Origin of the sequence: Anaerotruncus massiliensis (ex Togo et al. 2026) (assembly GCF_030825285.1) — a bacterium.
In the GTDB taxonomy this organism is placed as follows: Bacteria; Bacillota; Clostridia; order Oscillospirales; family Ruminococcaceae; genus Anaerotruncus; species Anaerotruncus massiliensis.
Genome location: NZ_JAPJQF010000083.1, coordinates 1 through 6,375 on the forward strand (window position 1 = coordinate 1; position 6,375 = coordinate 6,375).

General features: G+C 63.6%; 7 protein-coding genes and 1 rRNA gene. 4 read left to right on the forward strand and 4 right to left on the reverse strand.

Annotated features, from left to right (window positions below; all coding sequences use genetic code 11):
* The first annotated feature begins 58 nt into the window (after window positions 1–58).
* Together rrf and RCI06_RS13870 are read left to right on the forward strand one after the other, a co-directional pair.
* Window positions 59–175, forward strand: a 5S ribosomal RNA gene (gene rrf / locus RCI06_RS13865).
* Window positions 176–293: 118 nt separating this feature from the next.
* The gene (locus RCI06_RS13870) at window positions 294–761 is read left to right on the forward strand and encodes a GyrI-like domain-containing protein (protein WP_306576398.1); all 468 of its coding nucleotides are present in this window, start codon (window positions 294–296) and stop codon (window positions 759–761) included.
* Between the two features lie 45 nt (window positions 762–806).
* Here RCI06_RS13870 and RCI06_RS13875 read toward each other — a convergent pair whose 3' ends face one another.
* The 4 genes from RCI06_RS13875 to RCI06_RS13890 form a co-directional block, all read right to left on the reverse strand.
* A complete protein-coding gene (locus tag RCI06_RS13875) occupies window positions 807–1,586 on the reverse strand; it encodes a Cof-type HAD-IIB family hydrolase (protein WP_306576399.1) in 780 nt (259 codons plus the stop codon).
* Between the two features lie 41 nt (window positions 1,587–1,627).
* Window positions 1,628–2,209, reverse strand: a complete 582-nt coding sequence (lexA, locus tag RCI06_RS13880) for a transcriptional repressor LexA (RefSeq protein WP_101548165.1) — start codon at window positions 2,207–2,209, stop codon at window positions 1,628–1,630.
* 331 nt (window positions 2,210–2,540) lie between these two features.
* Window positions 2,541–3,329: a heparan-alpha-glucosaminide N-acetyltransferase domain-containing protein gene (locus tag RCI06_RS13885; protein WP_306576400.1), complete on the reverse strand. Its 789-nt coding sequence runs from the start codon at window positions 3,327–3,329 to the stop codon at window positions 2,541–2,543.
* 239 nt (window positions 3,330–3,568) lie between these two features.
* Window positions 3,569–4,072 carry a DUF4358 domain-containing protein gene (locus RCI06_RS13890; RefSeq protein WP_172439108.1) on the reverse strand — a complete coding sequence of 168 codons (504 nt, stop codon included), beginning with the start codon at window positions 4,070–4,072 and terminating at the stop codon, window positions 3,569–3,571.
* Between the two features lie 157 nt (window positions 4,073–4,229).
* Between RCI06_RS13890 and RCI06_RS13895 the strand changes: the two genes are divergently transcribed.
* Together RCI06_RS13895 and RCI06_RS13900 are read left to right on the forward strand one after the other, a co-directional pair.
* Window positions 4,230–4,823 carry a nuclease-related domain-containing protein gene (locus tag RCI06_RS13895; protein ID WP_146021659.1) on the forward strand — a complete coding sequence of 198 codons (594 nt, stop codon included), beginning with the start codon at window positions 4,230–4,232 and terminating at the stop codon, window positions 4,821–4,823.
* An 11-nt stretch (window positions 4,824–4,834) separates the two neighbouring features.
* A complete protein-coding gene (locus RCI06_RS13900; RefSeq protein ID WP_101548173.1) occupies window positions 4,835–6,310 on the forward strand; it encodes an ATP-binding cassette domain-containing protein in 1,476 nt (491 codons plus the stop codon).
* Window positions 6,311–6,375 lie beyond the last annotated feature (65 nt).

The window sequence follows — 6,375 nt, forward strand, 5'->3', positions numbered from 1 at the left end:
GAGCATGCGGCTGTTAACCGCAGGGTCGTCTGTTCGAGCCAGACAGGGGGAGCCATTCGTTGGTGCATATGACGCTGAGGTCCCACCCGTTCCCATCCCGAACACGGAAGTTAAGCTCAGCGGTGCCGAAAATACTTGGAGGGAGACTTCCCGGGAAGATAGGACTGTGCCGGCGCAAAAAGCAGCAACAGCAATGTTGCTGCTTTTTCTTTTTCCCGGCCGCGGGCCCTTGCACCGGGGGGAGCGGAGTGATAGGATGAAAGAGAGCTGAAAAAGAACGGAGCGGATGCGATATGGCCAACCTGACCGTTACGCTGGAAACGATGGAAGCGCAGGAAATCCACGGCGTCTGGGGCAAATCGAGCGACCGGACGGTCTCGAAGGATATCCCCCGCCTCTCGGCGGAATATTATCAGGCCGTCGGGAAAAAAGAGGGGGAGGTCCTGCCCCTTTATGTCCTCTCCCGGAATTACGACCCGCGGACGGAGGCGTTCGAGCTTTTGATTGCGGGGAATTTTGCGGCCCCGCCGCTCGCCGCCTTCACGCTGGAGGCGGGCCTTTACGCGCGGATCACCGTCCGCCCCAAGCTCGGGTTTCTGTGGGGCCCGGCGGTGGGGGAGGCCAAGCGATATTTCTATACGAAGTGGCTTCCCGGGAGCGGCTATGCGGCGCGCAACCTGGAATATGAGCTGCACACCGAAAAGAGCGTGGGCAAAGCCCCGTCGATCGACCTGCTCTTCGCGGTCCGCGGCAAGGACTGAGACCCAACGGCTAAAAAGAAGCCCCCCTTGCGGGGGGCTTCTTTTTTAGATGACGCCGAACCGGCGCAGCGCGTTTTGGATACCGTCGTGGTCGACGTCGTCGGTGACGTCGTCGGCGGCCTGCCGAACCTCCTCGCCCGCGTTTCCCATCGCGACGCCCACGCCCGCGAAGCGCAGCATCTCGATGTCGTTGCCGCCGTCCCCGAAGGCCATCGTATCCGAGGCCGGAATGCCGAAGTGGGCGAGCATCTTTTCAATCCCGATGCGTTTGGAGCCGCCGCGCGGGGTGATGTCGGAAAAGTAGGGGCTCCACCGGGTGGCGGCGCAGCCGGGCATCCGCGAGAGGGGGTAGGACTCCTCCTCGGGGGTGAGGAAAAAGTTGAGCTGGTAGACGTCGTGGTGGAGCGCGCGGTGGTAGTCCGCCACCTCGGGCAGCGGAAGATTCACCGCCTTGTGGGCCGAACGCATGTTGTCGTCGATCCGGTTGGCGTAGATCCGGTCCTTCTCCATGAAGAGGCAGGGGAAGGGATCGCGGTCGAGCAGCTCCACGAGTGCGCGGATGTCGGCGGGGGGCACGCAGTTCTGGTGGACCATGCCCTCCCGCGTATAGCAGTACTGCCCGTTGAGCGTGATATAGCCGTCGTAGGGGAAGTCGCCGAGGATGTGCCCCTCCTGCATGACGGAGGTGTGCCGCCCGGTGGCGATGAAGAGGAGGACCCCCTTCCGGCGTGCCTCGTCGAGCGCGCGCCAGGTGCTTTCGGGGATGCGGTGGGTCGAAAAGCTCACCAGCGTCCCGTCGATGTCAAAGAAGATTGCCCGAATCAAGCAGAAACCCCGCCTTTCCGCCGCCCTCGGCGGCAAAAGTTTCAGAACTCCCGGTAGAGGGCGGCCACCCGCCCGAGGACGACCACATGGTCGGTATAGATCGGCTCCATCGCGTCGTTCTCCGGCTGGAGGCGGTAGCCGCCGTTCTCCTTGTAAAAGCGCTTGACGGTCGCCTCGTCGTCCACCAGCGCGACGACGATCTCGCCGTTGCGGGCGGTCTCGCAGCGCCGCGCCACGATCAGGTCGCCGTCGAAGATGCCGACGTTGATCATGCTGTCCCCCCGCACCCGCAGGGCGAAGAGCTCCTTCGCGTCCCCGTGCAGCGCGACGGGCAGGTAGTCCTCGATGACCTCCTCCGCCAGGATCGGCTGTCCGGCGGCCACCGTGCCGACGACGGGGACCCGCGTCACCTCGCTGTGGGGCAGGCGGATCGAGCGGTTGAGGTTGTCCTCCCGCAGGATGTACCCCTTCTCCTGGAGGCTCGTGAGGTAGCGGTGCACGGTCGAGGTCGATTTGATCCCCAGCCGCGCGCAGATCTCCCGGACGCTGGGGACCACGCCGGCGTCAATCGATGTGCGGATAACCTCGAGAATGTCGGCCTCCCGCGGTGACAACTGCTGCATATGGGCACCTCCCGCATGGTTTGTTTTCGGTTCCAGTATAGCAGAAGACGTCCCAAAATGCAAACGTATGTTCTAAAAACTTTAACAGGATGAAACGGGTGTTACCAATATTCAAATTTCGTTTATAAAAAGAGTGACTTTTTTTTAAAAAGTAGCCATGAATCCTTAACAAACCACCCGGAAAAATGGTTATAATAAAGATGTACTCAAGATTAGCCGCAAACATTTTGAGTATCTCTACCCTCCTCAAAACACACCTCAAACAGCTTGGACCGGATGTTGCAGAGCATCCGGCCCTTTTTTTGCGCCGCGAGGGGTCCGGGCCGCCCGCTCAGATGGGCAGGCCGAGCACGCCGCGTGCGAGCCAGACGAATGCGCCGAGCAGGAGGACGAGCACCGGCTGGTGCAGCAGGTAGATCCAGAGGCTTTTGCGCCCGACCGTCTGGAGGGCGGGAAGGCGTCCCCGGTAGCAGAAAGAGGGCAGCCTGCCCGCGCGCGCCCACACCCCGAGATAGGACCCCGCGAAAAAGAGAAGGGTCCAGGGGAGGATGGGGAAGTAGTCGGCGGATTCAAACCAGGGCTGGGGAAACCCGAGGGGGAAGAGCCAGGGGCTGGCGGTGTACCAGCTTTCGGGCAGCTGCGCGGCGAGGGGCGGAAAGCCGAAGACGCCGTCCGGCACCCTCCGGCAGAAAAAGAAGAGGGTGAAAAAGAGAAGGAACCCGGCGGCGGTGGGAATCCGGTCGAGCAGGGGGCGCAGCAGCGCGAAGAGGACCATGCTCGCGCCGAGCAGGTGGAGGATGCCAAAGCGGTCGGGCACCATCGGGAGCAGGCCGGTGACGAGGGTGATGAGCAGCCCGCAGGCGAAGCAGGCGAGCCCGCGCCGCAGGTTGCTGCGGGAGTAACGGGAGACGGCGCCCGAAATGAAGACGAAGAGCCCGGCGAAGAGGGGCTGCAGGAACTTCTGGAGCAGCGGCGCGTCGAAGATGGGGATGCTGACGCCGTAGACGGCGATCAGGTCGAAGGCGCCGTGGTAGATGACGACCAGCAGGATGGACAGGCCCCGCAGCTCGTCGAAGAGCAGGACGCGGCCGGGTTTCCCGGCGGAGTGGGACTGGGGCATGGCGCAAACCTCCTTGGCGAAAATGGAAAGGAACCACCGGTTCCGGCGGCGCGGCCGAAAACAGGAAAAAATTCCCTGCCTGCATTATAGCACAGCCGCGGGCTTTTGGGGAACTTCCGGCGGCAAAACGGCGGAAAACCCGCCGAAAGCCGGGGCGGGCGCGGGCCCGTCCTCCGGACAGGATAGCATGTCCGCGCCGCGAAAACGCGGCAAAAAAGGGGCCTCGCGGCCCCTTTCCCTCAAATCTTCGGAATGTACTGGTCGATGACGTCCCGCGCGGCGTCGGTGTCCGCGAGCATGAGCATGATGAGATAGCCGCCCTGCTCATAGATGACCGCGTCCTGCGCGATCTGGTGGGCGTCGTAGACGTCGTAGTTTTCAAACTCCTTGGCGCGGTTGAGCTTCACCTGCTCGAGCGCGTCGCGCACCTTGGGTTCCATCCCCTCGGACGGCTTGAGGATGAAGACGTCGGCCAGCCCGAAATCCCCCGAGGAAAAACGCACCCAGTAGCTGTCGAGCATCGAGACGTCGAGGAAAAATTTATCGGTCAGGTCGTCGTCCGACGCGTCGGCGAGCCCGCGGACGGTCACGTTCTCGTAGATTTTTTCGATCGCCGTTTCCGGTTCGGCGGTCTCCACAAGGGGACCGGCGCTTTCGACGGCGGCGTCCTGCCCGGGCCCCTCCGAACGGCAGCCCGTCAGGCAGAGGAGCAGCGCGCAGAGGAGCGCGATGGTTCTTTTCAAGGCGGAAGCCTCCCTTCCGGCCGTTTCGGCACCTTTTAAGTATAACGGATTTCCCCGGTTAGTCAAGCGGGCCGCCCGGGGCGCCCGCGTTCTTGCAAAAACCGCCGCGATTTGCTATCATTAGCAAAGGCGATTCTATAGGGAAAGGGCGTTGGACATGGATACGTTTTGGGGACTTTTGATCTTTTTCGGCGTGGCGGTGCTGGCCGCCGGCGCCGCGCTGGTGCTCTACAAAAAACTGCACCCCCGCACGGAGGATTCGGAGCGTAGGAAGGTTTCGCGCGCGCTGCGCAGTTTTGCCGCGCCGCGCGGCTACAAGGTGATCGACAGCCCCGTGCTCGTCTCGAACGGGCTTTCCGGCTGGGCGGATCACATCCTTGTGGGTTATTTCGGCGTTCTGCTCGTCTATGACCTCTGCTACGCCGGGGAATACTTCGGCGGGCCCGACGAGGAGCAGTGGGTCATCGCGGACGAAGGCAAGCGGTATTCGGTGCCCAACCCGCGCAGGGCGGCGGCCCAGTGCTCCGGCCGGGTGCTCACCCTCTGCCGGGACGCGGGGCACCGGGTGCCGGTCGAGCAGGTGGCGGTCATCACCTTTAACGGCAAGAAGACGATCAGCTATATCAAATCTCCGGAGGTCATCAAGATGGGCAAGCTGCGCGGCTACCTGAACCGCGCGCGGTTCGACGAGGACCGCGGGGTCAATGTCGAGGCGGTGACGGCGGTGCTGGAAGCCGCCCGGAAGAATTGAGGGGAGTAGGGATGGAAGAACGGTATCTGCTGGAACTGCGCGGCGTCAGCCGCCGCATCAGCAGCGAATTTTATCTGCGGGGGATCAACCTTGCGCTGCGCCCCGGCGAGGTGCACGCGCTGGTGGGGCGCAACGCCTCGGGCAAAAGCACCCTCTTTTCCACGATCATGGGCGTTTTTACGCCCGACAGAGGGCAGGTGCTGATCGACGGGCAGCCCGCCGAGATCCGAAACACCTCCGACGCGGTCAAAAACGGGCTGATCCTCGTGGCGCAGCACCAGCAGATGTTTGCGAACCTGCCGGTCTATGAGAACCTTTTTTTCGGCAACGAGCTGCGCATGGGCGGCAAGCTCGGGCTGGTGGACAACAGGCGGATGCTCCACCGGTGTGAGGAGGTCTTCCGCCAGATGAACGTCCAGATCGACCCGCGCGCGCCGATGGGCAACCTCACCGACGCGGAACGCCAGCTCACGGCGATCGCCCGCGCGATCGTCACCGACGGGCGGATCATCCTGCTGGACGAGCCCTCCACCCACCTCAACGAGAGCGAAAAGCAGCGGCTTTACGACGCGATTGCCGGGCTCAAGCAGGAGGGCCGCGCCTTCCTGATCATTTCCCACGACCTGAACGAGGTGCTCGCGGTCGCGGACACGATCTCGGTCATGGAGGACGGGGAGATCGTGCGCAGCGCGCCCGCCGGTGAATTCGACGAGAAGGCGCTGATTGAGGCGGTCTACGGCATCAAGTCGGAAAACATCTATTACCGCGAGCGTCCGGAGGCCGGGAAGGAGGTCCTGCGCCTCGAGGACTTCTCGGGGCCGAACTTCTCCGGCGTGAGCCTTTCGCTGCGCGCCGGGCAGGTGACCGCGTTCATGGGCGGCGCCCAGTCGGGCAAGCTCAGCGTCGCGCGCAGCCTCGCGGGACTCGGAAAGACGACGGGGAAGATCTTCTTAAACGGCGCCCCGCTGGAGATTCCCTCGCCGATCACGGCGGTGAGGGCGGGCATCGTGCTCGCCTCCAGCCAGGAGGACGAGGAGGAGATCCGCGAAAGCGAGATCGCGGTCAACGCGGGCAAGCAGGACACCTCCGCCAGCCGCATGGCAATCTCCGCCAAACGGCTGATGGCCAGCGTGGGCAAGGCTCTCGGCAACTACGTCATGCTCCGGCCGCAGCAGGAGTACATCACGGGCGGCAACCGCCAGCGGGAGCTGGTGGAACGCGCGATGCGCAAGCAGGCGTTCGTCTACCTGCTCTGCGAGCCGACCGCCGGCGTGGACATCCCCGCTAAAATGCGGCTCTATTTTGAGATGAACAAGCTCCTCCAGAAGGGCGCGGCCGTCCTCTGGCTCACCGCCGACATCGACGAGGCGTTCGGCCTCTGCGACAACATCGCCGTCATGCGGGATGGCGGGCTCGCGCTGAGCGGCTCCGCCGCCGAGCTTTCCCGCGGGGCGGTGCAGGAGGCGATCGGGGCCGCCGCTCAGTGAGCGGAGGAAGTTGTCGGTAGTCGACCGACAGCGAGTTCCTTTCTTGCGTGCCCAAGAAAGGAACC